Annotated in this window: 25 protein-coding genes; 18 read left to right on the top strand and 7 right to left on the bottom strand. The window is 46.1% G+C overall.

The window, feature by feature from the left end:
- The 3 genes from KNQ15_RS02600 to KNQ15_RS02590 are packed head-to-tail and all read left to right on the top strand — an operon-like array spanning position 1 to position 3,904.
- Complete coding sequence (locus tag KNQ15_RS02600; protein ID WP_353048885.1) at positions 1-876, top strand: hypothetical protein; 876 nt, start codon at positions 1-3, stop codon at positions 874-876.
- Positions 848-3,052, top strand: a complete 2,205-nt coding sequence (pulA, locus tag KNQ15_RS02595) for a type I pullulanase (protein WP_353048884.1) — start codon at positions 848-850, stop codon at positions 3,050-3,052. The genes KNQ15_RS02600 and pulA overlap by 29 nt, the downstream gene beginning before the upstream one ends.
- Before the next feature lie 51 nt (positions 3,053-3,103).
- Positions 3,104-3,904, top strand: a complete 801-nt coding sequence (locus KNQ15_RS02590; RefSeq protein WP_214727595.1) for a phosphotransferase family protein — start codon at positions 3,104-3,106, stop codon at positions 3,902-3,904.
- A 40-nt stretch (positions 3,905-3,944) separates the two neighbouring features.
- Here KNQ15_RS02590 and budA read toward each other — a convergent pair whose 3' ends face one another.
- From budA to cydS, 3 genes are all read right to left on the bottom strand, one after another.
- Positions 3,945-4,658 carry an acetolactate decarboxylase gene (gene budA / locus KNQ15_RS02585; RefSeq protein ID WP_214727593.1) on the bottom strand — a complete coding sequence of 238 codons (714 nt, stop codon included), beginning with the start codon at positions 4,656-4,658 and terminating at the stop codon, positions 3,945-3,947.
- A gap of 11 nt (positions 4,659-4,669) precedes the next feature.
- Entirely contained in the window at positions 4,670-6,361 is a 1,692-nt protein-coding gene (alsS, locus tag KNQ15_RS02580) for an acetolactate synthase AlsS (protein ID WP_214727591.1), read from the bottom strand.
- A 162-nt stretch (positions 6,362-6,523) separates the two neighbouring features.
- Positions 6,524-6,625 (bottom strand): cytochrome bd oxidase small subunit CydS family protein, encoded by a 102-nt coding sequence (gene cydS, locus KNQ15_RS17080; RefSeq protein ID WP_023469087.1) that lies wholly within the window; start codon positions 6,623-6,625, stop codon positions 6,524-6,526.
- A gap of 176 nt (positions 6,626-6,801) precedes the next feature.
- Here cydS and trmB point away from each other — a divergent pair, with 176 nt between their 5' ends.
- Positions 6,802-7,443: a tRNA (guanosine(46)-N7)-methyltransferase TrmB gene (trmB, locus tag KNQ15_RS02575; RefSeq protein WP_029342370.1), complete on the top strand. Its 642-nt coding sequence runs from the start codon at positions 6,802-6,804 to the stop codon at positions 7,441-7,443.
- Between the two features lie 116 nt (positions 7,444-7,559).
- A complete protein-coding gene (locus KNQ15_RS02570) occupies positions 7,560-8,075 on the top strand; it encodes a hypothetical protein (RefSeq protein ID WP_058703918.1) in 516 nt (171 codons plus the stop codon).
- A gap of 38 nt (positions 8,076-8,113) precedes the next feature.
- Here KNQ15_RS02570 and KNQ15_RS02565 read toward each other — a convergent pair whose 3' ends face one another.
- Complete coding sequence (locus KNQ15_RS02565) at positions 8,114-8,470, bottom strand: DUF1304 domain-containing protein (RefSeq protein ID WP_029342368.1); 357 nt, start codon at positions 8,468-8,470, stop codon at positions 8,114-8,116.
- A 69-nt stretch (positions 8,471-8,539) separates the two neighbouring features.
- Entirely contained in the window at positions 8,540-8,842 is a 303-nt protein-coding gene (locus KNQ15_RS02560) for a PepSY domain-containing protein (RefSeq protein ID WP_012371126.1), read from the bottom strand.
- Between the two features lie 119 nt (positions 8,843-8,961).
- On the opposite strand from KNQ15_RS02560, the gene KNQ15_RS02555 reads away from it, so the two are divergent.
- The gene (locus tag KNQ15_RS02555; protein ID WP_214727589.1) at positions 8,962-10,032 is read left to right on the top strand and encodes a M42 family metallopeptidase; all 1,071 of its coding nucleotides are present in this window, start codon (positions 8,962-8,964) and stop codon (positions 10,030-10,032) included.
- Positions 10,033-10,189: 157 nt separating this feature from the next.
- Positions 10,190-11,203, top strand: coding sequence for a PTS sugar transporter subunit IIC (locus KNQ15_RS02550; RefSeq protein ID WP_214727586.1), 1,014 nt, complete (start codon positions 10,190-10,192; stop codon positions 11,201-11,203).
- An 83-nt stretch (positions 11,204-11,286) separates the two neighbouring features.
- Here the strand turns inward: KNQ15_RS02550 and KNQ15_RS02545 are convergent, their stop codons facing one another.
- Positions 11,287-11,577, bottom strand: a complete 291-nt coding sequence (locus tag KNQ15_RS02545; RefSeq protein WP_023469080.1) for a hypothetical protein — start codon at positions 11,575-11,577, stop codon at positions 11,287-11,289.
- Positions 11,578-11,703: 126 nt separating this feature from the next.
- On the opposite strand from KNQ15_RS02545, the gene KNQ15_RS02540 reads away from it, so the two are divergent.
- From KNQ15_RS02540 to KNQ15_RS02510, 7 genes are all read left to right on the top strand, one after another.
- Positions 11,704-12,012, top strand: coding sequence for a thioredoxin family protein (locus KNQ15_RS02540; protein WP_214727584.1), 309 nt, complete (start codon positions 11,704-11,706; stop codon positions 12,010-12,012).
- A 53-nt stretch (positions 12,013-12,065) separates the two neighbouring features.
- Positions 12,066-12,863 carry a DUF1444 domain-containing protein gene (locus KNQ15_RS02535; RefSeq protein WP_029342364.1) on the top strand — a complete coding sequence of 266 codons (798 nt, stop codon included), beginning with the start codon at positions 12,066-12,068 and terminating at the stop codon, positions 12,861-12,863.
- Positions 12,864-12,916: 53 nt separating this feature from the next.
- Complete coding sequence (ytpR, locus tag KNQ15_RS02530; protein ID WP_214727582.1) at positions 12,917-13,525, top strand: YtpR family tRNA-binding protein; 609 nt, start codon at positions 12,917-12,919, stop codon at positions 13,523-13,525.
- A gap of 37 nt (positions 13,526-13,562) precedes the next feature.
- Entirely contained in the window at positions 13,563-14,300 is a 738-nt protein-coding gene (locus tag KNQ15_RS02525) for a hypothetical protein (RefSeq protein WP_214727580.1), read from the top strand.
- A 78-nt stretch (positions 14,301-14,378) separates the two neighbouring features.
- Positions 14,379-15,674: a UDP-N-acetylmuramate--L-alanine ligase gene (gene murC, locus KNQ15_RS02520; protein WP_023469075.1), complete on the top strand. Its 1,296-nt coding sequence runs from the start codon at positions 14,379-14,381 to the stop codon at positions 15,672-15,674.
- 174 nt (positions 15,675-15,848) lie between these two features.
- Positions 15,849-16,364: a DUF2179 domain-containing protein gene (locus KNQ15_RS02515; protein ID WP_023469074.1), complete on the top strand. Its 516-nt coding sequence runs from the start codon at positions 15,849-15,851 to the stop codon at positions 16,362-16,364.
- Positions 16,365-16,456: 92 nt separating this feature from the next.
- A complete protein-coding gene (locus tag KNQ15_RS02510; protein ID WP_023469073.1) occupies positions 16,457-16,897 on the top strand; it encodes a Dps family protein in 441 nt (146 codons plus the stop codon).
- Between the two features lie 53 nt (positions 16,898-16,950).
- Here the strand turns inward: KNQ15_RS02510 and KNQ15_RS02505 are convergent, their stop codons facing one another.
- Positions 16,951-18,063, bottom strand: coding sequence for an aminopeptidase (locus KNQ15_RS02505; RefSeq protein WP_029342360.1), 1,113 nt, complete (start codon positions 18,061-18,063; stop codon positions 16,951-16,953).
- A 139-nt stretch (positions 18,064-18,202) separates the two neighbouring features.
- On the opposite strand from KNQ15_RS02505, the gene KNQ15_RS02500 reads away from it, so the two are divergent.
- The 4 genes from KNQ15_RS02500 to ccpA all read left to right on the top strand — a co-directional run bounded on the left by KNQ15_RS02500 (position 18,203) and on the right by ccpA (position 21,759).
- Positions 18,203-18,772: a DUF948 domain-containing protein gene (locus KNQ15_RS02500; RefSeq protein WP_214727578.1), complete on the top strand. Its 570-nt coding sequence runs from the start codon at positions 18,203-18,205 to the stop codon at positions 18,770-18,772.
- A complete protein-coding gene (locus tag KNQ15_RS02495; protein ID WP_029342358.1) occupies positions 18,769-19,305 on the top strand; it encodes a YtxH domain-containing protein in 537 nt (178 codons plus the stop codon). Before KNQ15_RS02500 ends, KNQ15_RS02495 begins: the two co-directional genes overlap by 4 nt.
- A gap of 199 nt (positions 19,306-19,504) precedes the next feature.
- The gene (locus KNQ15_RS02490) at positions 19,505-20,590 is read left to right on the top strand and encodes a bifunctional 3-deoxy-7-phosphoheptulonate synthase/chorismate mutase (RefSeq protein WP_023469069.1); all 1,086 of its coding nucleotides are present in this window, start codon (positions 19,505-19,507) and stop codon (positions 20,588-20,590) included.
- Between the two features lie 158 nt (positions 20,591-20,748).
- Positions 20,749-21,759 carry a catabolite control protein A gene (gene ccpA, locus KNQ15_RS02485; protein WP_214727576.1) on the top strand — a complete coding sequence of 337 codons (1,011 nt, stop codon included), beginning with the start codon at positions 20,749-20,751 and terminating at the stop codon, positions 21,757-21,759.
- Positions 21,760-21,783 lie beyond the last annotated feature (24 nt).

The raw sequence follows: 21,783 nt of genomic DNA, 5'->3' as shown, positions 1-21,783 counted from the left end.
GTGATCCCCATCGCAATTTTGATGAAACTATATGACTTAGATAGTCGATTTGAAAAAAATCCGCTAGAGATGACGAAACGATTCGGTGAACACCAGGCACTTGATTATGCCCATGTCTATCGCAGATGGGAGGCAGGAGAGTTGTTTCCAGGAGAGACGCTTATCCGTCCGAAGAAGTGGTGGCAAGTGATGAAAAAAAGTGAAGTCATTCAACTTCCGGGGAAACAATTATCTCGAAGAGCGTTTGATAAATGGTACAAAAAACGTCTCGAATTACAAAAACTCTTGAACGTCACTGGCGGAGCAGGGGAGGAGAACATTTGGCGAATTCCATTGAAACGTCATTTAGACTTCTACCAGATGTTGCATCTACTAAATGAACAATATGCGATGTTTTATCGAGCGGTCATCCAATATCAAGTCGGAGAAGTCGAGTTGAGTCCGTTCGTCGTCGGTCCGTCCGCGATCTATATCATGGAATGGCTCGATGGTGACGAAAGTATCTATCATATACGGCGAGATAAGTTATGGCGGGAGCAGCCGTTCAAGGCTTCTGCAAAACAAATTTTGAATCCGAACATCGGTTTAAAGCGGACAGAAGATATTTTACGGGTCGTACTCGGACGAGATTACGTCTTGCCGATTGAACGAGTCATCCTCGCCCCTTCAGGTTATTTTGATCAAATTCCAAAAGAAACGACGACGACTTATGTCAATAAAGTCGATTTTCCAAATTGGGTGCAACGGATGAATGCGAATGCGACACATACAAAGGCATTTCAGATGCGAGTATGTGAAAAGATCCTAAAAGAGACGGTATCGATTCCGTTTCACATGGCGATTCAAAGTGAGGGACAGTCTCGAATCCAAGAGTAAGGGAGGGAGCGACGGCATTGTCGTTGCGAAAGAGATGACGAACCAAGAAGTAGCGATACCAGTGATCCGGGCGGAGTTCTTATCGTTCCAAAGCATCCGGGTCGAGGTCGAAGGCAATCCGTCAATCCACTGGTCGCTTGAATGTGATGGACAATCACTTGCGATCCAGCAAGTCGAGACACACCGTGAGGAACAATTGGTGATTTATGAATTGACGGTTCTGGAACCGGTCGAGCTAGAATGCCGATATGAGGTATTCGGAGCAGGGAGATCGATCCGCGTCGTTCCCGATCGGTTAGTCCGAACGGAAGCATTCGAGCGCAAGTACCGCTACGAAGGGAAACTCGGCGTCTGGGAAGAAGAGGGCGCATTTCACTTTGCTGTTTGGTCGCCGGTCGCAGAACGGATCATGTGTGTCGTGTACGATCAAGATGAACATTTGATTGGAAAGTACGAAATGGAGCGACAAGAGCAAGGTGCCTATCATCTTGAACTGGAACAAGATATCGCAGAGTGCTGGTATCGGTATGAAGTGACGACATACCTTGGCAAACAGGAGGTCGTTGATCCGTACGCTAGTGCGATATCTGAGAATGGTCGATACGGTGTTATCGTTGACATCGAACGGACGATTACCAAGTGGTTTCCGAAGCGCGTCGCGCGTCCTCTGTTCGTTAAACCGTCAGACGCTGTCATCTATGAAGCAAATATTCGTGATTTCACAATCGATCACTCAGCTGGTTCAAGTCATCCGGGTCAATACGCAGGGATGACGGAACGAGGGACGCGCTCTCCTCGAGGTTATGCGACGGGACTTGATTATCTTCTGGATCTCGGGATCACCCATCTGCAATTGCTACCAGTCCACTTTTTTGAGACGACCGATGAACGGACGCGGTCTCCATATAACTGGGGATACGACCCAATGCTTTGGTTCGGGCTAGCTGGGAGTTATGCGAGTTCGGTTGAACCACTCGTTCGCGTCAAAGAGTACGCGGAAATGGTAGAGCGGCTCCATGAAGCAGGCATTCGTGTCACATTCGATGTCGTCATGAATCACGTCTTCATTCGAGAACACTCCTCTCTCGAACAGCTTGTTCCTGGTTATTATTTCCGTTACGAAGTAGATGGGACATTATCGAACGGAACGGGTGTCGGAAACGATACCGCATCCGAGCGATTCATGATGCGCCGCCTCATCGTCGACTGTTTGACGTACTTCGCTCGTGTCTACCGCATTGATGCCTTTCGATTTGATTTGATGGGGATTCATGACATTGAGACGATGAACGATGTTCGAGCGGCGCTCGATGCGATTGATCCAACGATTCTGGTGTATGGAGAAGGGTGGGATCTTGCGACTGCATTGCCGGAACGATTGAAGGCGATGAGCGCCTCTGCTGCGCAAATGCCGCGGATCGCTCATTTCAATGATGTGTTCCGTGACGCGTTAAAAGGATCGACGTTCAGTGAGTTCGATCGAGGATTCGTTGCGGGAGATGGATGGAAGGAAGGGGAGGTTCGAAACGGGATTGCGGGAAGTATTCACATCGATAATCAAACGTACGGACGTTTTCCGGAACCTACCTATTCCATTAATTACGTCGAGGCGCATGACAATCATACGTTATACGATAAATTAAATTTATCTTGTCCGGAAGCGGATGAACAGCAATTATTGCGGATGAGTCGTCTAGCTCAGACGATTGCCTTGTTTGCGCAAGGGATTCCGTTTCTTCACGCAGGTCAAGAGTTTTTGCGTACGAAACAAGGTGTTGAGAACAGCTATAACGCACCAGACGAGATCAATCGAATGGACTGGGAACGGCGGGATGATCATCTGTCCCTTGTAACCTACATCAAGACGATTTTGCAGATTCGTAGGATGCATGGCGGATTCCGATTGCACCGAGCGAATCAGATTCGCGAGTTGCTTCATTTCATCGACTTACGTCCGGGTGTCATCGCTTATGAACTTGGAGCAGTCCACTCATATGATGCATGGCAACGCACGTTTATCGTTTACAATACGACGCGCGAAATCGTGGAAATCGGACTGGATCATTCGCGCTGGAATGTGCATGTACAAGGGGATGAGGCCTCGGTCGACCCGCTTCTGAAAGGTGTCGACAGGATTCAGGTCCTTCCGTTGTCAACGACGATCGCAACGTGTTAAGATAAGCATTGTGCCTTAGGCAAATCTACTAAAAAAGTTGAGCGGATTATAATGGAATTAGATATTTTAGATGCGCTTGGCGAAGGCTGGACCCTTACGCCAGCAGGTGGAATCACAGGAGAAGCGTACATCGCTTCAACCGGACAATCGAAGTTGTTCTTAAAACGAAATTCATCGCCGTTTTTGGCGATTTTATCCGCAGACGGAATCGTTCCGAAGTTATTATGGACGAAACGGATTTATAGTGGGGACGTCATCAGCGCCCAACAGTTCATTGAAGGCGACGAGCTAGAGCCCGAAATGATGGAACGTCCTGAAGTAGCACGTTTGCTTGGGAAAATCCATGATTCGAAGGAATTACTGTTCATGCTACAACAGCTTGATCAGCGCCCGATTGAACCTGATGAGTTATTGCGACAATGTCGTTTGTACTTCCAACCGGATGATTTAGAGGATCCGGAGCTCGTGGAACATGCGATGGTTTACCTCGAACAAAATCTGGAGCAGGTAAGAACGGATGAGCAGGTCGTTTGTCATTCGGATTTGAACCACAATAACTGGTTGACGGGAGCAGATGGTCAACTCTACTTGAACGATTGGGATGACGCGATCATTGCTGATCGTGCGTACGATCTTGGGATGATGTTATACAGTTATGTGGACGAAGCGGCTTGGCCAGAATGGTTTGAACATTATGGACATCCATTGACGAGTGATTTGAAACGACGCATGCACTGGTATGTCGTAGCGCAAGCGGTCTTATCACTCTACTGGTATGAAGATACGCGTCATCCGGATGTCGAGGACAGTTATCATTTTCTTGAACAGCTACTTGAATATTCAAACGACTAAAAAGCGTGTCATTCCGAAAGGGAACGACACGCTTTTTTGCTTAACCTTCTGCGATTTTAATCTCTTTTTCAATATCGTGACTTTCGAGATCCGCCGATCGATAAGCCTCTGTCGTCGGTAGACGTAAATCAAGTTGCGGCTTTTCTTCGAATGTGACGGTGACGTTCTTGACTGTGTAGTCAAAGACGTGACCACCACCTTCGCGGGCAGCATCGATGAAATGAAGATGATATCCGGCAACGGCGATCCCGTGACCGAATCGTGGCGTATAGTATCCGGCAAGCGTTCCTTCCGTGTGCTCAAACGTACGAGCGCTTTGAGAGGCGACAGCTTCCGTGATCGGAACAAATGGTTTCTCCTGACGCGCGACGGTACGTGTTTGCACTTCTGTGAATGCTCCATCGATCCGGATAGCATAAAAGCTATTGATCGTTGGGAGTTGTTCGTTCAGCCAGTGCTCAAACGTCGCTTTTGACATCTCTTCTGTCACGGTCAAGGTTTGTTCCGGCTCGAAACGGGTCAATGTCGCGAAAGGCGTCGTCGTCTCAGGTTGGAGCGGTCGAGCGCTACCATCTGAGCGGAGTTGATAGAACTGACCATCGAATCCAATCATCTCGCCGTCTAAGTGATCAAACGTTCCAATACCGAAATCGCGTTGATCAAGGACAGAAGCGTATGTTACTTCGCTCTCGAATACGCCGTCAAGCAGTGCCATCATCGTTGAAATCTGGACGAGTGTTTTATCGTGTGCCATGTGAATCCTCCTTAGTTCAATTGATCAAGATGAACTTGTTCTCCGAGTGCAATGTTGTCGCGGTAATCGATCGGCACATCGACGATGACAGGACCGTCTGTCGCGAGTGCTTCGTCCATGATTGCTGCGAGTTCCGAAGGATGATTGACACGGAGTCCTTTTGCCCCAAAGCTTTCCGCATATTTGACGAGATCGACGTCACCAAATGACGTACCGGATTTCCGTTTGTATTTCATCTCTTGTTGGAACGCGACCATATCGAATCCGCTATCGCGCCAGACGAAGTGGACGAGTGGTGAGTTCAAACGGACAGCTGTCTCAAGTTCCATTGCAGAGAAGAGGAATCCGCCGTCACCTGAAATCGAGACAGCTTTCTTCCCAGGACGGACGAGTGTAGCTGCGATTGCCCATGGAAGTGCGACGCCGAGCGTTTGCATCCCGTTACTAAAGAGGAGGTGGCGTGGTTCGTACGAACGGAAGTGACGTGCCATCCAGATATAGTGTGAGCCGACATCGACCGTGACCGTGACATCGTCCGCAATTTTTTCACGCAACGTCTTCATGAAATAAAGTGGATGCGTCAATGGAGAATCCGCGACGGGAGGAACATCGCGATCGACAAGACGTTGATGTAATCCTTCAAGGAACTGAACCGAGCTTTCAGGTAATGTGAGTGGTTGCAGGCGTTCAGCGATCGCGTCGACTGTTTTCGCCATATCACCGACAAGCTCACGGTCGGGACGATAGAAATGATCAATTTCAGCACGCATTTGATCGATGTGAACAAGCGTCCGGTCGTGCGTTGGTTGGTTCCAGAATTTCGGGTCATAACCGATTGGGTCATATCCGACCGAGAGGACGAGATCTGCTTCTGCAAGTAACGCATCTCCCGGCTGATTACGGAACAATCCAACACGTCCGTAGAAATTCGATTCAAGCTCACGTGATAATGTACCGGCCGCTTGGAATGTCTGAACGACAGGGATCGAGACATTTTTGAGTAACGAACGAATCGCATGTACGACGTCTGGTTGACTCGCGCGCATACCGAGTAACAAGACAGGGAGTTTTGCCTCTTGAATCAGACGGGCTGTTTCATCGACCCATGCTTCTGGTGCCACACCAAGCTTTGGTGCTTTGACCGCACGGAACGCCGTGACGTTCGCTTCGCTTAGCCCGACGTCTTGCGGGATACTGACAAAAGCAGCGCCGGCTGTCGTTTCAGCTGTTCGGAAAGCATTCGATAATACTTCTGGAATGTTGTCGGCATCTTGCACTTCAGCACTAAAGTTCGTAATCGGTGTAAAGAGTGCCTGATTGTCCATGGACTGGTGTGTTCGTTTTAAACGATCGGCCCGTGTGACAGCTCCGGCAATTGCGACAACAGGGTCACCTTCAGAGTTCGCCGTCACAAGACCAGTCGCTAAGTTCGATGCCCCAGGACCAGATGTCACAAGGACAACACCCGGTTTGTCCGTCAAGCGTCCGATGGCTTGAGCCATGAATGCAGCGTTTTGTTCGTGGCGTGCAACGATGAGTTCAGGTCCCCGGTCCTGTAACACATTGAAGACGGAATCGATTTTGGCGCCGGGAATTCCGAAGATGTAGTCGACACCTTGCTCGATGAGTGAATCGACGACGAGATCCGCACCTGTTTTCTTCTGTACTAGTTCTTTTGAATCGCTGTTTTTATTTTTGTTCATTACAATTCTCCTTTTTACCAACATTTTTGGTGTTCGATAGCTGTAATAAATTATCTGTTTCAAAAAAAGTATACATCTGTTTCATGGTAAAACCAACCTAAAATCATTTAGAAAATAAAAAAAGTACCTTGTGTACAATTACACAAGGTACAGAGATTGCCCTTATTCGACGTCGACTTTTCCGAAAGTCGCCCAGACGAACAAAGCAGTGATTCCCAAGACGAGAACGATGGGAGATGCCCAACTAATCAAGAAATCATCCACAGTATAGCCCTCCTTTTAGGTTCTTACGTACCTTAAGTGTATTAGAATGCTCACTATTTCTCAAGTGACGAACTGCTGAACATTCTTCGATAGGAAACGAAGAAGTTCTTATATAATTACCCGAATCATGATAAACTTATCTGCGGATAATTTAAGTTTGGAAAGGATGAACGATAGTGCGTTTACGACATAAACCATGGGCGCAGGATTATATGAAGGAACAATCCTCGATCTATATAGCAGAACCAGCATCTCTTAAAGGAGCATGGGCTAGCGAGTTCAAAAATGATAATCCGATCTATATCGAAGTGGGATCAGGGAAAGGAGCCTTCATTACCGGAATGGCGCACCAACACCCGGATGTCAACTTCATCGCGATTGAATTATTCGAAAGCGTTGCCGTGACAATCGTTCAAAAATTGGTCGAGACACCACAATCGAACGTTCGCGTCTTGACGGTCGATGCAAAAGACCTACGTGATTACTTTGAAAAAGGCGAAGTGGCCCGCGTGTACTTGAACTTCTCTGATCCATGGCCAAAGACACGTCATGCGAAACGCCGTTTGACGTATAAAACATTCCTCTCGACATATGAAGATATTTTACCGGCGAAAGGGCAAATCCATTTCAAGACAGATAATCGGAAGTTGTTTGAATCGAGTTTGATGACGATGTCAGCATACGGCATGCGCTTCGACTGGATGTCGCTTGATTTACATGCGAATGAACCGGAAGATAACGTCCGAACAGAGTACGAAGAGCGTTTTTCATCAATGGGTCAACCGATTTATCGGATGGAAGCAACGTACCAAAATTAATTTAGACAAAAAGTTTTCTTATTTTCCTGGTATTTCTTTCACACTTTTTTCTTATTAATTGGTACAATGTTGTTGACTGAAGAACTTGTACTTATAGGTAAAGGGGGAATTTGGGGATGTGGCAGAAAAGCTTAGCCTTCGTAACGGCGCTCTTTCTCGCGTTAAGTATCGGTCAATCGGTACTTGCTGCGGTTGATACCTCAGAAATGACGAAAGCATTAAATGAGGAATTACCAACGACACATTACGATTATAAAAAAGGTTCGGTCGAAATCGAGGATCCGAAGACGTTCACGAATGAAAAAGGAGAAGAAGTCATTGGCGGGATCGCTGTCATCGAGACAGTCCGTGACGGCATCTTCATCACAATCAAACGTGAAATCCACTTCTTCAATGCCGATAGCGGTAAATTGTTGACGAGTGCCGATGCTGCAAAAGTTGATGGTGTAAAAGAATACATCGACGGCAACTCGGATAATCTTCAACAAAAAGTCGTCTACTGGTTACCGATGCTCTTGATGTTGTTGATCATCGCTGTACCAGCGGTCATCTTATACATCGTTGTTCCACGTCTATACTCGACGACGGAATACATGAACCCGATCTACGAACGCAACGACAACCCGCGTTAATCAAAAAAAGCCTCTATCCAATCGGATAGGGGCTTTTCTCATGCAAGCAATACAAAGATGAAAGCAAGTATGGCAGGTAAGCCTTGTTTGAGTAAAATAGAGCGATTGGCAGTCGCGGCACCATAAAGCGCAGCGATGATGACACACGCTAAAAAGAACAATTGGACAGCGACATCCTCACGAATCAGACCGAATACTAATCCGGCTGCTAAAAACCCATTATATAAGCCTTGATTCGCAAAAAGTGTGCGAATTTGTTGTGATGCAACAGCTTCGTCCGTTAAGCCGAATGTTCGACGAGCCGCTTTGGAAGAAAGAAAGAACATTTCAAGTGCTAAAATATAAAAGTGTTCCAAAGCAACGAGGATAACGAACAGCGTAGCAAGAATCGACATGAATCATACCTCCCTCAGATGAACGTGGAAAAAAGACCGTACTTCGTCGATCGAAGCACGGTCTTTTGATTAAGCGTATTCGAGTAAAGCGCCAGTTTCGGCATCAACTGTGAATTGATACGTTTTTTCGTCATCACCTTCAAGGACCGAGATGCCACCTTTGTAGCTTTGGTAGTCACGTGACTCATATGCGTAAGCCTCTGGTGTTGCAGAGATCCATGCACCTTGGACACGTCCTTTTGCTGAAAATGTGCGTTTCGTGATTTCGAGCGCTTCCTCGGCAGAAAGTTGTTTGTTATCAACGGCTTTCTTCACTGCGAAAGCGGCGACGACAGCTGCTGCCAATCCGATAATCCAATAGCGTTTTTTCATTAAAATTCCCCTCCTTACAGGTTCTATTCCTACTGTACCAAATAATTCGTTCAGAGAGAAACAAAAGGTTAAGTGATAGAAGCAATTTTTTGTATAATGAGAAGCAGGAGGCGATACATATGAATGAAAAAACGAGAGAGTTATTTCGAACACTGACGGAATTAAATGGGGCACCGGGGTTTGAGCACGACGTTCGTCAGTTCGTTCGCGAACGCATCACACCTGTCACGGATGAGATCGTTACGGATGGACTCGGTTCGATTTTCGGAAAACGAACAGGCGATGTGACAGGACCGAAAGTCATGGTTGCCGGGCACATGGACGAAGTGGCATTCATGGTGACGCAAATCACGAAGAACGGAATGTTACGGATTCAACCGCTCGGTGGCTGGTGGAGCCAAGTGTTGCTTGCGCAACGCTTCTCGATCTGTACGGACAACGGTGTTATCCCTGGTGTCATCGCATCGATTCCACCACACTTATTGACAGAAGAAGTACGCAATAAGCCAATGGCGATTAAAGACATGTTCATCGATATCGGTGCAGACTCCAAAGAAGAGGCGGAATCGTTCGGAGTACGTCCAGGTATCCCTGCCGTACCATTCTTCCCGTTCACACCGATGGCGAATCCGAAGAAGATCATGGCGAAAGCATGGGATAACCGCTATGGTGTCGGAATGGCGATTGAATTGCTGGAAGAGACGACAGCGGCGGATCATCCGAACATTTTGTTCTCGGGTGCAACGGTTCAAGAAGAAGTTGGATTGCGCGGTGCGCAAACAGCGACAGCACTCATCGATCCCGATGTCGCGTTCGTCGTCGACGCTTCTCCTGCCAATGATGCATCAGGAGACAAAACGGAATTCGGTCAACTCGGACAAGGACCATTGCTTCGAATTAAAGACAGTGTCATGATCCTCTCAAAAGAGATGACGGATTACGTCCTCGATACGGCAGAATCGAACAAGATTCCGTACCAATATTATGTCGGAGCAGGTGGGACCGATGGTGGTGTCATCCATCGTTCGAATAATGGGATTCCAACGACAGTCGTTGGCTTACCAGCACGCTACATCCATACGCATGCATCGATCATGCATACAGATGATTATGATGCGGCGAAGGAATTGCTTCGGAAACTCGTCACGAATCTCGATGCGACAACGCTCGAGACGCTACAAGTCAAGTGAATGACATGACAGACAGTGGATGTGAATCCGCTGTCTGTTTTTGTTTAATAAGAATGATGTAAACACTAACTGTCTTGTCAGTTGAAAAAACAATGTAGTCGGATAGAAAGGAGATTTGATATAATGATACGCGATGTTAAGAAAAGGACGTGACAAGATGTTCAAACAAAAAGGGATTTCACTTAGCCCTAAAGTATATTTCATAACCGTATTAAGTTATATGGCACTTGGCTTGTTTAGTTCGTTGATCATGGGTCTCATCATCCGGACGATTGGTGAAGGACTGATCGATCGTGGTGTAGAGGCGAAGTTTCTCATTCAGTTAGGAGAGCAGGCGATCGCGCTGACTGGACCAGCAATCGGTGTGGCTGTAGCGTTTGCACTTGAGGCACCACCGCTTATCTTGTTTGCGGCAGTTGCCGTTGGTGCGTTCGGATATGAAGCAGGAGGACCAGCAGGTAGTTACATTGCAACGCTTCTTGCGACAGAGATCGGAAAACTCGTTTCAAAGACGACGCGACTTGATATTTTATTGACGCCGTTCGTTACGTTACTAGCTGGATTCGTTGCCGGACGTTACGCAGGGAAGTGGATTGGAAAAGGCATGACAGATCTGGGCGAGTTGATTCGTTGGGGAACGGAACGCGAACCATTATTCATGGGAATTTTCGTTGCTACCGTCATGGGTCTTGCATTGACAGCGCCGATTTCGAGTGCTGCGCTTGGAATCATGCTTGGTTTGGATGGACTTGCTGCAGGGGCGGCGACGATCGGTTGTGCGGCACAGATGATTGGATTTGGCGTCATCAGTTACCGTGATAACGGAATCGGTGGTGTGGTTGCTCAAGGGATTGGAACATCGATGTTACAAGTAGGGAATATCATTCGAAATCCTTGGATTCTTCTACCACCGACGGTAGCCGGTGCTATACTAGCGCCATTCGCGACTGTTCTGTTAATGCTTGAGAGCAATCCAGAAGGTTCCGGTATGGGTACGAGCGGATTCGTTGGTCCGTTGATGTTATTAAAAACGATGGGGTTCGAAATGGAGTATTATTTAGCAGTTGCTGTCCTCTGTTTCCTTGCGCCTGGTATCATCAGTTATTTCATCTATCGTGTCTTACGACGCTTTGGGCGAATTCAAGATGGCGACTTAAAAATCGAATATTAAGTACAAAAAGCTGATTCTAAAGGATATGCCTGTTTGACCGGATGGTGGACGAACAAGCATATGACTTTTTGAATCAGCTTTTTTCATAAAGAGAATCCAAATGAACTTGAATAAAAACTCGTAAAGAAAACGTAGAGATAAATGAGATAAAGTGGAGTCAAATACCGCATGCGTACGACGGGTAATTTTCGAGCGAGTCGTTTTCCGAGTGCTTCAAGTAAAATGATGATCGCAAAACCGACGACCAAATACAAAAAGATTTCCGGTAAGCTCCGTTCGGAATCGATGAAAGAATAGCCGTAACGTAAACAACTTGTCATGCCGACGAAGCCGACGAAGCGTTCGAACGGATGTTTGATTGGTTGATCTGCCATAGTGAAGTCCTTTCCAGGTGTTTTCTAGTTGCAGTATAGCAAACCAAGCACGAAAACGCACAGCCACAATTGAATATGCTATGATGAGGGCAATGACTTCTAGGGAAATCAAAGGAGGAAATCATCATGAAAACATTACAATCCAAACAAGAATTCGATACAGCAAAACAAGGAAATGCCGTCTTTTTATTCTCAGCAAACTGGTGTCCGGATTGCCGCTTCTTAGATCCGTTCATGCCGGAAATCGAGCAAACATTTAACGGCTTCGAGTTTTACTACGTCGATCGCGACGATCATATTGAAATTGCCCAGGAAATGGACATCTTCGGAATTCCAAGCTTTGTTTCGTTCCGCGATGGAGAAGAGACAGGGCGTTATGTCGGGAAAGAGCGCAAGACACCAGAACAGGTGACAGCATTTTTAGAGACGGTTTAAGAAAAAAGCGAGCGCTGACTCGCTTTTTTTCATGATAGAAAGGATGAATTCGAATGGAACTACAACAAATCCGAAGAATGATGACACAAACATTTGAAGAAGAAGGGTACACGACATATTTCGATCGTGAAAAGTCTGTATTACGAATTGAGCGAAAGCACGATAAATCAGGCGTTGATGTCGGATTGAATCCGCTTGTCGCAAAAGCAAAACGAAGAGGTGTCATCGCAGTCGAAGAGACGATCGAATATATCCGTGCTGTACTCGGACAAACGGATCAAATCTCACTCGTTGGACAAGAGCAAAAAATCTTTCCTGTCATTCGTGCTAAATCGTTTGCCGATACGACAAAAGAAGGGAAGACGCTTGTCAGTACACCACATACAGGTGAGACGAAAATCATGTACGCACTCGATTTAGGAGCGACGTATCGTTTGATTGATGAGGAGTTACTGGCATCTGCAGAGTGGACAGCTGAACAGTTATCAGAAGCAGCGCGTTTTAATGTTAAATCGCTTGATGCGCCATTTAAACAAGATGAAGTCGCAGGGAATATCTTTTATTTCTTGAGTCTCGGTGACGGATACGAGGCGAGTCGTGTTTTGAACAAGACGTTATTAGCCGATTATGCGGCGCAAATCGAAGGAGAATTCGCTGTCGGGATTCCGCATCAGGATGTCCTGATTTTCGCTGATATTCGGAATGATGCCGGATATGATGTCTTACAGCAACTGATGTTTGACTTCTTCTCGAACGGTCGTGTCCCGGTCACGGCATTACCATTCTTATATGAAGATGGTAATCTGGAGCCGGTCTTCGTCCTTGCGAAAAACAAGCAGCCGAAAGAGTGAAGAATCTGATACAATAGGCATTGTGAGAAAGACGGAAGGGAGTCATGGATTGAATGAATGTGTTTTATAATAAAGAGGGCGTCGGCGACGTCTTAATGATCATTTTGGAAGACGCACCACGTGCGGAAGTGACAGCGACTCGTGAAGGAGACGTAGCAACAATCAAGCGTGGTGATCGTGTCGTCGGTTACAACCTGTTTGATGCTTCGACTACATTTACAATCGAGACACAAGGACCGGTTGAATTGACGGAAGAATTGGCAACACGCATCCAAAAGGAACTGGCGAGTCGAGATATCAAATTGTCACTCGAACAAGTGGATTATTCTCCGAAATTCGTTGTTGGGTTCGTTGCTTCTTGCGAGAAGCATCCGGATGCTGATAAATTATCGGTCTGTCAGGTAGAAGTAGATAACGGAACTTTACAAATCGTTTGTGGAGCACCGAATGTAGCGGCGGGTCAAAAAGTAGTCGTTGCTAAACCAGGAGCGGTCATGCCGTCTGGGTTAATCATCCGTCCTTCGGCGTTACGCGGCGTACCATCAAGCGGTATGCTCTGCTCAGCGCGTGAGCTCGGACTTGTCGATGCACCACAAGAAAAAGGGATTCTTGTACTCGATGATACAAAAGCAGTAGGGGAAGCATTCTCAATCGGTCGATGATTCGACCGATTTTTTAACAAGATGGAGGGGTGAACGTATGAGTAATCGTTATGAACAGTCACTAAAAGAGCAGGCTGCCCGGATTCGTCGAGAGCTTGCAGGGGAACGTGAGACAAAGCCGGTAGAACGTCCGAAAAAAGAGGAGCGTGAAGATCGCTTCGTTTTAACGGATGTTCCTTCACCGATTTATGGATTCCAACGTCCGAAGCAATCTGCATCGGAAACCGTAAAAGCTACGGAAGAAACGGAAACGAGTGAACAGGTTTCGGAATCAGTGGAAGAGGGAAATACCGATGAGGTTGCTTTGACGGATCAAGAACTGATCGCGCCAGAAGTCGTATTAGACGAAGCGGAAGCAGATGCTGGTCTTGTACCGGTGACGGACGTCGAATTACTCGTACCGGAACCTCACACAAGTGAAGAACTCGTGAGAGAAGAAGTGCCGACCGTAACGGAAGTAGAAGAAACGGACGTAACTGAAACATCTTCCAGCAGTGAGACGATGGAACAATCAGCTATTACGACAGAGACATCAAATGAAGCGTCTGCTGATGAAAAAGAAGCTGAGCAACAATTGGAGAGCTTCGAACCGATTCTTGATACATCTGCTATTGAAGTAGATCAAGATTCATCTGTTACCGAGGGGGATAAGCCTGTTCAGTCGGAAGTGAAAAAACCGGTCGGACCGCCTGTCAACGTCGTCATGACAACGAAAGACTTGATGGCGATGTATCGCGCACGTCGCGAGCAAAATAATTTACATGGTAAAAAATAAATCGGTTTGCTATAATGGTACAGGTTTTGTACCCGAGCCCGATGGTACGGACCGGAACGTGAATTGGAGGGCTTTTATATGACAAAGTATCATTTTGTTGGAATCAAAGGAACGGGGATGAGTGCGCTCGCCCAAGTACTACATGAGATGAATCATGAGGTACAAGGTTCAGACATCGAAAAGCACATTTTTACTGAAGACGCGTTACGAGCTAAGGGAATTCCATTTTTCCCGTTCAATGCGGATAACATCAAAGAAGACTACGTCATCATCCAAGGGAATGCCTTTGGGGATGATCATCCAGAAATCGCACGGGCAAATGAACTTGGTTTAACCATCCATCATTATTACGATTTCTTAGGACACTTAGCAAATGAATATCGTTCAGTCGCCATTACAGGCTCACACGGAAAAACGTCGACGACAGGTTTGCTTTCACACGTCTTAAGTGGAATCACACCAACGGCTTTCTTGATCGGAGACGGTACAGGAGCAGGTGTAGAGGATGCGAAGGCATTTGTCTTCGAGGCATGTGAATACAAACGTCACTTCTTATATTACAAGCCGGACTACGCTATCATGACGAATATCGACTTCGATCATTCGGATTATTTCACAGGAATCGATGACGTCGTTTCGGCATTCCAAGAGATGGCGATGCAGGTTAAGCAAGCGATCGTTGCTTGTGGAGATGATGAGCATCTTCAAAACATTCAAGCGAATGTACCTGTTCTCTATTATGGATTTGGAGAAAACAATGATTTCCGCGCAGAAAACGCGACGTCAACGCCAGACGGTACATCATTTGATGTCTATTTACGTGATGATTTCTACGGCACGTTCCTCATTCCAGGATTCGGTCGTCATCATGTCTTGAATGCACTTTCTGTCATTGCGATCTGTCAGTACGAAGGATTGAGCAAAGACGACGTTGCTGAACGTTTAGCCACATTTGGTGGTGTGAAACGCCGCTTTAGTGAGTCGGAATTCGGCACACAAATCCTAGTAGATGATTACGCGCACCATCCGAAGGAAATCAGCGCAACGATTGAGTCGGCACGAAAGAAATATCCGGACCGTGAAGTCATTGCGATTTTCCAACCGCATACGTACACACGCTTAAAATCATTCATGGATGATTTCGCGACTTCTTTACGTGAAGCAGATGCGACATATCTATGCGAAATCTTTGGATCGGCACGTGAGCAGGAAGGGCAAGTTCGCGTCGAAGATTTACAAGAGAAGATTCCGCAAGCTTCTATTCTGACACGCGACAACGTTTCTGTCCTACGTCAGCATGAAAATGCTGTGCTTCTGTTCATGGGAGCAGGCGATATCCAAACGTACCAGCACCAATACCAAAGTGTAAAATAAATAACAGATCAAAAAGTGTCACTCGACTGGAGTGGCACTTTTTTTGTCGTAATTTTGAATTATGATAATAATTTCAAAAAACCGATGAGGAAAATCTAAAATAGGATTGCATCTTGAAATAAAGTTTGAAATAGTGTGTATGTGTTGAAGTTATTAACAGAAAGGAAAGACACCATGGGACAGATTTTACTCATCTTATTGCTCCAGTTGATTTACGTTCCTGTATTGACATTACGGACGATCATGCTCGTCAAAGGGCGGACCGTCATCGCCGGATTATTTGGAACGGTTGAAACATTAATTTACATTTTTGCACTAGGAATCGTGTTCCAAGACTTAACGACACTCGGTATGGTCGTTTATGCGCTTGGATTTGGTCTAGGAATACTCGTCGGTGGATATGTCGAACGAAAACTCGCCATCGGTTACAATATGATTCAAGTGCATACGCAAGAATTTCCAGCGGAACTGATTCAAGTCATTCGCGATAATGGATTTGGTGTGACACATTATCAAGGACAAGGACGCGACGGTGTCCGTTACCGGTTAGATGTTCTTGCAGCCCGAACACGTATGAAAGTGTTACGTAATCTCGTTGAGGAATACGAGCCAAAGGCCTTCCTCGTTGCCTTTGATTCCGTCGACTTTAAAGGTGGCTACATGTTGAAAGGTCTAAAACGCCCTCGTTGAATGACTCTTCCTGAAAATGATGTTTATCCTTTGTTATTTAAGGATAAAGATGAAGTAGGACGTCATTTGAAATCAGGAAAGGGGAATGTCAGATGATTAGTAATCATGCAAAATCAGCTTTAAATCAACAGGTAGCAAACTATGGAGTACTGTTCGTTAAACTCCACAATTATCATTGGTACATTAAAGGACCAGATTTCTTAACACTTCACGAGAAGCTCGAAGAACTGTATACATGGGTGTCTGAACAATATGATGTCGTTGCGGAACGTCTCCTAATGAATAACGGAACACCTTCTGCGACACTGAAAGAGTATTTAGAGCAAACGACGCTTGAAGAAGCGAAATCGGGGTTATCGGCAGATGAAATGATTGATTCCGTCATCAAAGACTTCCAACAAGTCCGAAAAGAGATGCTCGATGCGATTGAACATCTTGAGGCACAAGACGTGACGGTTGAAGATGATCTGCTTGGTCAAGCGAAGGAAATCGAAAAACAAATTTGGATGCTTCGTGCGACATTGAAAAAATAAGTTAAAGAAAACGGATGACCCGGTCCTGTAAAGGATCAGCCATCCGCTTTTTCTTATTTCAAGTTTTCAGGATTGAGGACTTCGAGTTCTGGAAGGACGAAACGACCGTCTTTGCGGATCAATACGTCGTCGAACCAGATTTCTCCACCACCGTAATCAGGACGTTGGATGTTAACGAGATCCCAGTGAACGGATGAGTCATTACCGTTGTAAGCTTCTTCGTAAGCTTGACCTGGTGTGAAGTGGAAGCTGCCATCGATCTTTTCATCAAACAAGATATCCTTCATCGGATGCTGGATGAATGGATTGACACCGATCGCGAATTCGCCGACGAAACGAGAACCAGCATCTGTATCGAAGACTTGGTTGATTCGATCTGTATCGTTTGCCGTCGCTTCTACGATTTTACCGTCTTTGAACGTCAGTTTGACGTTTTCAAAGGTGAACCCTTGATACGGAGATGGTGTGTTATATGAGATGACACCGTTGACCGAATCCTTGACCGGTGCCGTAAAGACTTCGCCGTCTGGAATGTTGGCGTTTCCAGCGCATTTGATGGCTGGGATGTCTTTGATCGAAAACGTTAGATCCGTTCCTGGTCCGACGAGGCGAACGCGATCCGTCCGGTTCATCAAGTCGACGAGTGGTTCCATCGCTTGACCCATTTTTTCATAATCAAGCGTACAGACATCAAAGTAGAAGTCTTCGAATGCTTCTGTCGATTGGTTGGCAAGTTGTGCCATCGATGCAGTCGGGAAACGAAGGACGACCCATTTCGTTCCTTTGACACGATCTTGTGTGTGCATCTTACCGATCGTTTGACCGTACAGTTTCATTTGTTCAGCCGGCACATCTGATAATTCATTGATGTTATCACCAGCACGTAGTCCGATGTATGCGTCCATCGCTTGCATCTGCTTGCGTTCAATGTCTGCCATCAATTGGAGTTGCTCTTCTGAAGCATTTCGGTATAATTTTCGTAGGATACGATTATCCTTAAGTAAGACGAACGGATGACCGCCAGCCGCGTAGGCAGCTTCAACGAGTGCCTCGACCAGTTCGCGTTCGATGCCGAAGTTTTCAATCAATACTTTTTCACCAGGTTCAAGGGCAACCGAATAGTTAATGAGATTCGTTGCCAGTTGAGTAAGACGTGGGTCACGCATGAAATTTCCCCCTCGAAATGGATGATATAGGTTTCAATTATCATTGTAACGGAAATAAACCATTTGGAGTAGCAGGAACGACTTGCTGCACGTCGAACTAACAATAAAAGACTATGCAAAAAAATTGGAGGCCAGAACCATGGAAATCACATTAGGCGGAATCGCCGGATTAGTCGCTGCGATCGCATTCGTAGTGCTCGTCATTTTCCTTGCCCGTGTATTAGGTGCTGCGAGTAAGACGCTCAACAATGTAGCCAACACGACAGCAGGACTTGAACGTCAATTAGACGGTATCATGATGGAGACGACAGCGTTGTTACATAAGACGAATCGTCTGGTAGATACGATTGAAGAAAAAACAGAATTGCTTGCACCTGTCGCAAACTCGATCGAAGAACTCGGTACGTCTTTAAACAAAGTGACAGATTCTGTCCGAACAGTATCCGATACGGTTGCTGGTGCGGCGGATACGAATAAAGAACAGATTGCGCAAGCAGTCCGTTGGGGCTCAGTCGCTGTAGAGTTATTTAAGAAAAATAAACCGGCAGAAACTACGGTTCAAAATCATTCGACGGCAACGACGACGGTTGAGAAAAAAACACGTCGTCGATTCCGGAAAAAGGCAGAGGCGCCGGTCACACCGGAAGTCGTATCTGTACCAGACGTCGAAAGCATTCCAGATGAGTTGAAGGGAGATCGTAAATCATGACGAAACAACACCCATATCAAGCACAAGATTCTTCTAAAGGAGGAGGCTTCCTTGCCGGAATCATCGTTGGTGGATTGATCGGTGCTGCGGCAGCGCTCCTTTCTAGCCCGAAATCAGGTCGCGAGATGCGCGACATGATCGATGAGCGTACAGCGCCTGCGCGTCAACGTTTGACGGAACAGACACAAGTCGTTCGCGAAAAAGCAGAACCACTCGTAGGTGAGTGGATTCAACTAGCAAAAGATAAAGCAGCACCTGTCATTGAAAAAGCAAAGAATAATCCAACGGTTCAAGAAGCGGCACAATATGCGGGCTTTGAGAAGGATCAGGCAAGCATTGATGCTGCTCTCGCAGAAGCAGAACAACTGGTACGTGACATCGAACGTGAAATTGGCGACGAAGTCGATGGGGCGTCAGTGGCAGAAGAAATCGACACGGAGACGGTCGTTGAACTTTCGGAGTTACGTGAACAGTTAGCAGACGAACAAGATGAAGACAATGATCCGCAGTCTGATGTGAATCATAAGAAATAATCAATAAATGAGGAGCTCTCATCATGAGGGCTCTTTTTCTATGTTTCCTTATAGAGAAAACATAAAAAAATTATATGAAAAAACGTAATTTATTTTCATATTTTAAGAAATCATGCAGCTTCTTTATGTACAACAGGGAAAGAGTTCGCTATAATTAGTTGCTATTACGAGCTATATGCTGATTAGGGAGTGGTAGGACATGGATCAACATGCAGAATTAAAAAGATTACGTGATGAACTCGATTTAGTGAATGCAGAATTATTGGAATTGATGAACCGACGTGGTCAAATTGCCGTCGAAATCGGAAAAGTCAAACGAGCACAAGGGCTAGATCGATACGACCCTGTTCGAGAACGTCAAATGCTCGAATCAATTGCCGCTAATAACCATGGACCTTTTGAAACAGGACGCCTTCAGCATGTATTTAAAGAAATTTTCAAAGCTTCTCTCGAATTACAAGGAGAAGATCGGACTCGGAAATTACTCGTATCACGGAAACAAAAACCGACGAATACGATCATCCGGATCGGAGATGCCGTCATCGGAGACGGTTCGCAACAATTGATCGCTGGACCGTGTGCGGTCGAGAGCGAAGAACAAGTATTTGAGGTCGCGGAACAGCTCGCGAAACATGGCGTGAAGTTCATGCGAGGCGGAGCGTACAAACCACGTACATCGCCTTACGACTTCCAAGGTCTAGGACTCGAGGGTCTAAAAATGTTGAAAAAAGCAGCCGACGCGCACGGTTTGCATGTCATCACTGAAATCATGACACCGAGCGCCGTTGAATCTGCTTTACCATATGTCGACATCATCCAGGTCGGCGCACGCAACATGCAAAACTTCGATTTACTCAAAGAAGTCGGTCGTACGAATAAACCGGTTCTTTTAAAACGAGGTCTTTCTGCAACGCTCGAGGAATTCATGTACGCGGCTGAGTACATCATGGCAAGTGGTAACGATCAAGTCATCTTGTGTGAGCGTGGTATCCGGACGTACGAGCGTGCAACACGGAACACGCTTGATATCTCAGCAGTTCCGATTCTGAAGCAAGAAACGCATCTTCCTGTCATGGTCGATGTCACGCACTCGACAGGACGTAAGGATTTACTCTTACCAACAGCAAAAGCGGCATACGCGATTGGAGCAGACGCTGTCATGGTCGAAGTCCATCCGTTCCCAGCACTTGCGTTGTCTGATGCGAACCAACAACTCGATTTCCAAGAATTCGATACGTTCATCGAAAACTTGACGACTACCTTTCCGGCACTAAACGTTCAATGATTTCCGAAAAAGGGTAACCTAAAGCGAATGAAAACGTTTTACAATGAAGGAAGAATGGGAAAAGAAAACTATCTTTTCCTGTCTTCCTTTCGTGTTGCCTAAAAATGAAAACGAAATGAAAACACTTGAGATGGATCATACTAAAGGAGGAATTTGTTTTGAATAGTAATATTACGATTTACGATGTCGCGCGAGAGGCTGCTGTTTCGATGGCGACCGTATCGCGTGTCGTCAACGGAAACCCGAATGTTAAACCATCCACACGAAAAAAGGTCCAAGACGCAATCGAACAGCTTGGTTATCGTCCGAATGCTGTTGCCCGTGGACTGGCAAGTAAAAAAACAACGACGGTCGGTGTCATCGTGCCCGATATCTCGAACATCTTCTTTGCGGATTTAGCACGCGGAATTGAAGATGTCGCGACAATGTATAAATACAACATCATTTTGTGTAACTCCGACCAAAACCGGGAAAAAGAGATTCATTTGCTCAATACATTACTTGGGAAACAGGTGGATGGAATCATCTTCATGGGCGGACATCTGCATGAGGATCTCGTTCGTGAGTTTAAAACATCACCGGTACCGATCGTTCTTGCTGCAACGTTGAATCAAGATTATGATCTTCCTGCCGTCAACATCGACTATGAGAGTGCTGCGCACGATGCTGTGAAGTCTTTGATCGACCGTGGACATGAACGGATCGGGTTCATCACTGGACCACTCGAACAGCAAATCAATGGTGAAAAGAAATTTGCGGGTTATCGCCGAGCACTTGAAGAAGCAAATCTTCCGTTTAACGAGCAAAATGTCGTCCTTGGAAACTATACGTATGATTCAGGCATGAAGGCGATGAATCAATTGCTTGAACTTGGAGAAGATTGCCCACGCGCGATTTTTGCTGGAACGGATGAGATGGCTCTTGGTGTTATCCATGCCTTACAGGATGCGGGACACCGTGTACCGGAAGACTTCGAAGTCATCGGACACGATAACACACGTCTTGCGACGATGATTCGTCCGAAACTGACGACTGTCGTTCAACCGATGTATGATATCGGAGCAGTCTCGATGCGTCTATTGACGAAAATCTTGAACAAAGAAGAAATTGAAACGAACGATGTTACATTACCACACCGAATCGAACAACGGGATTCGACACGCCCTTAATCGAAAAAACGTCTCTTCTCTCAA

The sequence above is a fragment of the Exiguobacterium sp. s168 genome, assembly GCF_018619035.1.
In the GTDB taxonomy this organism is placed as follows: Bacteria; Bacillota; Bacilli; order Exiguobacteriales; family Exiguobacteriaceae; genus Exiguobacterium_A; species Exiguobacterium_A acetylicum.
This window is presented reverse-complemented; position numbering and strand designations above follow the sequence as displayed.

Coding starts and splice junctions, on each gene's coding strand:
- KNQ15_RS02590 (WP_214727595.1), top strand. CDS start 3,104: ATGGAATTAGATATTTTAGATGCGCTTGGCGAAGGCTGGACCCTTACG.
- budA (WP_214727593.1), bottom strand. CDS start 4,658: ATGGCACACGATAAAACACTCGTCCAGATTTCAACGATGATGGCACTG.
- alsS (WP_214727591.1), bottom strand. CDS start 6,361: ATGAACAAAAATAAAAACAGCGATTCAAAAGAACTAGTACAGAAGAAA.
- KNQ15_RS02570 (WP_058703918.1), top strand. CDS start 7,560: ATGTGGCAGAAAAGCTTAGCCTTCGTAACGGCGCTCTTTCTCGCGTTA.
- KNQ15_RS02565 (WP_029342368.1), bottom strand. CDS start 8,470: ATGTCGATTCTTGCTACGCTGTTCGTTATCCTCGTTGCTTTGGAACAC.
- KNQ15_RS02560 (WP_012371126.1), bottom strand. CDS start 8,842: ATGAAAAAACGCTATTGGATTATCGGATTGGCAGCAGCTGTCGTCGCC.
- KNQ15_RS02555 (WP_214727589.1), top strand. CDS start 8,962: ATGAATGAAAAAACGAGAGAGTTATTTCGAACACTGACGGAATTAAAT.
- KNQ15_RS02550 (WP_214727586.1), top strand. CDS start 10,190: ATGTTCAAACAAAAAGGGATTTCACTTAGCCCTAAAGTATATTTCATA.
- KNQ15_RS02545 (WP_023469080.1), bottom strand. CDS start 11,577: ATGGCAGATCAACCAATCAAACATCCGTTCGAACGCTTCGTCGGCTTC.
- KNQ15_RS02540 (WP_214727584.1), top strand. CDS start 11,704: ATGAAAACATTACAATCCAAACAAGAATTCGATACAGCAAAACAAGGA.
- KNQ15_RS02535 (WP_029342364.1), top strand. CDS start 12,066: ATGGAACTACAACAAATCCGAAGAATGATGACACAAACATTTGAAGAA.
- ytpR (WP_214727582.1), top strand. CDS start 12,917: ATGAATGTGTTTTATAATAAAGAGGGCGTCGGCGACGTCTTAATGATC.
- KNQ15_RS02525 (WP_214727580.1), top strand. CDS start 13,563: ATGAGTAATCGTTATGAACAGTCACTAAAAGAGCAGGCTGCCCGGATT.
- murC (WP_023469075.1), top strand. CDS start 14,379: ATGACAAAGTATCATTTTGTTGGAATCAAAGGAACGGGGATGAGTGCG.
- KNQ15_RS02515 (WP_023469074.1), top strand. CDS start 15,849: ATGGGACAGATTTTACTCATCTTATTGCTCCAGTTGATTTACGTTCCT.
- KNQ15_RS02510 (WP_023469073.1), top strand. CDS start 16,457: ATGATTAGTAATCATGCAAAATCAGCTTTAAATCAACAGGTAGCAAAC.
- KNQ15_RS02505 (WP_029342360.1), bottom strand. CDS start 18,063: ATGCGTGACCCACGTCTTACTCAACTGGCAACGAATCTCATTAACTAT.
- KNQ15_RS02500 (WP_214727578.1), top strand. CDS start 18,203: ATGGAAATCACATTAGGCGGAATCGCCGGATTAGTCGCTGCGATCGCA.
- KNQ15_RS02495 (WP_029342358.1), top strand. CDS start 18,769: ATGACGAAACAACACCCATATCAAGCACAAGATTCTTCTAAAGGAGGA.
- KNQ15_RS02490 (WP_023469069.1), top strand. CDS start 19,505: ATGGATCAACATGCAGAATTAAAAAGATTACGTGATGAACTCGATTTA.